Annotated in this window: 4 protein-coding genes; all 4 read left to right on the forward strand. The window is 75.4% G+C overall.

All coding sequences use genetic code 11. The annotated features are described in order from the left end of the window. The coding region (locus ACJ73U_RS20400) for an aldo/keto reductase (RefSeq protein ID WP_407779251.1) at positions 1–231 on the forward strand (231 nt) is incomplete at its 5' end. A 29-nt stretch (positions 232–260) separates the two neighbouring features. Then, positions 261–1,526 carry a nickel-dependent lactate racemase gene (larA, locus tag ACJ73U_RS20405; protein ID WP_407779252.1) on the forward strand — a complete coding sequence of 422 codons (1,266 nt, stop codon included), beginning with the start codon at positions 261–263 and terminating at the stop codon, positions 1,524–1,526. After that, positions 1,523–2,173: a nickel pincer cofactor biosynthesis protein LarB gene (larB, locus tag ACJ73U_RS20410; RefSeq protein WP_407779253.1), complete on the forward strand. Its 651-nt coding sequence runs from the start codon at positions 1,523–1,525 to the stop codon at positions 2,171–2,173. Before larA ends, larB begins: the two co-directional genes overlap by 4 nt. Next, positions 2,170–3,050, forward strand: an 881-nt coding sequence (locus ACJ73U_RS20415; protein WP_407779254.1) for a LarC family nickel insertion protein, incomplete at its 3' end; no start/stop codon positions are given. The genes larB and ACJ73U_RS20415, both read left to right, overlap by 4 nt.

Raw genomic sequence — 3,050 nt, forward strand, 5'->3', positions numbered from 1 at the left:
GCTCTTCCGATCTGCCGGGTGGACGAGCTGGCCGCGGTCTGCGCCCGCCACGGCGTGGCGCTGCCGCTGGCCGCCCTGCGGTTCCCGTTGCGGCACAGGGCCGTCACGTCGGTGGTGCTCGGTGCCCGCACGCCGGCTGAGGCCGAGGCCGAGGCGAACGTCGCGCACGCGGGCGCCGAGATCCCGGATACGCTGTGGGCGGAGCTGGACGAGCTGGCCGCGGCGTGGTGACCGGCGGAGCGACCGTTGGAGTGACCGGCATGGCGAAGATCCGGTTGGCGTACGGGGAGACGGGGTTGACCGTCGACCTCGACGCGGCCCGCACCACGGTGATCGAGCCCGTGCACCACCGCGCGGCGCCGGACCAGACTGCCACGGTGGTCGCCGCGTTGCGCGACCCGGTCGCCGGGCCGCCGCTGCGCGAGCGGGTCCACAGGGGACAGACGGTCGCGATCTCCGCGTGCGACGGCACCCGCCCCCAGCCGCGACACCTCATGATCCCCGCGATCCTCGCCGAGCTGGACGGTGTGATCGACCTCGACGACGTCGTGGTCCTCGTCGCCACCGGCACCCACCGCGGCAACTCGGCCGACGAGCTGCGCGCGATGTTCGGCGACGAGGTGGTCGACTCGGTGCGGATCGTCAACCACGACGCCCGCGACTCCTCGGCGCTGCGGTGGATGGGCCGGCACGGCAAGGACGTGCCGGTGTGGCTGAGTCGCGAGTGGACGGACGCGGACGTGCGGATCACGACCGGGTTCGTCGAGCCGCACTTCTTCGCCGGCTTCTCCGGCGGCCCGAAGCTCGTCGCGCCCGGTCTCGCCGGGCTGGACACCGTGCTCGTGCTGCACGACGCGACCCGCATCGGCGATCCCCGCGCCACCTGGGGCGTCATCGAGGGCAACCCGGTCCACGACGACGTCCGCGCGATCGCGGCGGCCACCGGCGTGACGTTCGCGCTCGACGTGGTCCTCAACCGGGACAAGGGCATCGTGGCCGCGTTCGGCGGTGACCTCGCCGCCATGCACGCGGCGGCCACGGACGCGGCCCGCGCCATGGCGATGCGCGCGGTGCCGGACCGGTTCGACGTGGTCGTCACCACCAACTCGGGCTTCCCGCTCGACCAGAACCTGTACCAGTCGGTGAAGGGCATGTCGGCCGCCTACCAGGTCGTGCGGCCGGGTGGCCTGATCGTGTGCGCGGCCGAGTGCCGGGACGGGTTCCCCGACCACGGCTCGTACCGCGAGGTGCTCGCCAGCGCCGACTCGCCGCGGGCGCTGCTGGCGGAGATCGAGGCCCGCCCCAGGACGGTGCCGGACCAGTGGCAGGTGCAGATCCAGGCCCGGATCCTCGCCGACTGCCGGGTCGCGGTGCACAGCGCGTACCTGTCCGCGGCCGACCTCGCGTCGGCGCACCTGGCGTACGCCGACGACGTGGCCGCCGCCGTCGCCTCGGCCGGGCCGGACGCGCGGGTGTGCGTGCTGCCCGAGGGCCCGCAGACGATCCCCTACGTGGCGGCGGCATGACCCGGGACCTCGGTTTCGCCCAGCTCGACCTGGACCGGGAACGGCGCCAGGGGCTGGCGGAGATCGTGTACGGGCCGGGCAAGACCCCCGCGCAGGTCGTGGCGATCGTGCGGGAGCTCCTGGCGCACAACACCGGCCCCGTGCTGGTGACCCGCGTCGAGCCGGCGGACGCGGCGGCCGTGCTGGCCGAGGTGCCCGGCGGCACGCACCACCCGGACGCCCGGCTGCTCGTGTGGCGCCCGGCGCTGGCGCGGGAGTTCGCCGTCGTCGTGGTCACGGCCGGGACCGCGGACGGCCCGGTCGCGGCCGAGGCCGCCGGGGTGGCGACGGCGATCGGCCTGGGTGTCACGCGCGTCAGCGACGTCGGGGTGGCGGGGCTGCACCGGCTGCTGGCCCGGCTGGAGGTGCTGCGTGCTGCGGACTGCGTGATCGTCGTCGCCGGGATGGAGGCCGCACTCGCCAGCACCGTCGGCGGGCTCGTCGCGGTCCCGGTGATCGCGGTGCCCACCTCCACCGGCTACGGCGCCGCGTTCGAGGGCGTCACGGCGCTGCTCGGCATGCTCAGCTCGTGCGCGGCCGGGCTGACGGTGGTCAACATCGACTCGGGCTTCGCCGCCGCGCTCGCCGCACACCGGATGGCGCGATGATCTGCTGGCTCAACCCCGCGTCCGGCCTGGCAGGCGACATGTTCCTGGCGGGCCTCCTCGACGCGGGCGCACCCGTCGACGCGGTCCGCGACGCGGTCGCGGCCACCGGGCTCACCGGCTGGGAGCTGCGTGCCGACCGCGTCGTCGACCACGGCCTCACCGCGACCCGCGTGACCGTGACCGTCACCGACGACGCCGAGGTCCGGGCCGCCGCCGAGCTGGTCGCCATGGCGGGCAGGGCGACCCCGGCGCCGGTGGCCGAGCTGGCGGTGCGCACGCTCACGTCGATCGCCGAGACCGAGGCAGCGTTGCACGGCACCGACCCGGACTCCGTGCACCTGCACGAGCTGGGCGGCCACGACACCGTCGTCGACGTCGTCGGGGTCGCGGCGGCACTGCACGCACTGGACGTCACCGACGTGTACTGCGCGCCGCTGCCGCTGGGCACCGGGGCCGTGCGCACGGCCCACGGCGTGCTCCCCTGCCCGGCACCGGCGACGCTCGCCCTGTTGGCCGGCGCGACCACCACGGGCACGGACCTGACCGGCGAGACGGTCACCCCGACGGCGGCGGCACTCGTGCGCGCGTTGCCGGCCCGGTTCGAGCCGGTGCCGGCGATGCGCCCGGTCCGCACCGGCTACGGCGCCGGCCATCGCCGGCTCGCGGACCGACCGAACGTGGTGTCCGTGACGGTCGCCGAGCCCGTCGCGCCGGCCGCGCGGGTCGTACTGCTGGAGACCACCGTGGACGACGCCACCGGGGAGACGCTGGCGCACACGCTGTCCGGGGTGCTGGCCGCAGGCGCGTTGGACGCGTGGCTCACCGCGGTCACCATGAAGAAGGGCCGCCCCGGGCACGTGCTGACCGTGCTGTCCCC

This window comes from Actinophytocola sp., from assembly GCF_045807065.1.
In the GTDB taxonomy this organism is placed as follows: Bacteria; Actinomycetota; Actinomycetes; order Mycobacteriales; family Pseudonocardiaceae; genus Actinophytocola.

Excerpts from the sequence above, each read along its gene's own strand:
- larB (WP_407779253.1), top strand. The coding sequence starts at position 1,523 with ATGACCCGGGACCTCGGTTTCGCCCAGCTCGACCTGGACCGGGAACGG.
- larA (WP_407779252.1), top strand. The coding sequence starts at position 261 with ATGGCGAAGATCCGGTTGGCGTACGGGGAGACGGGGTTGACCGTCGAC.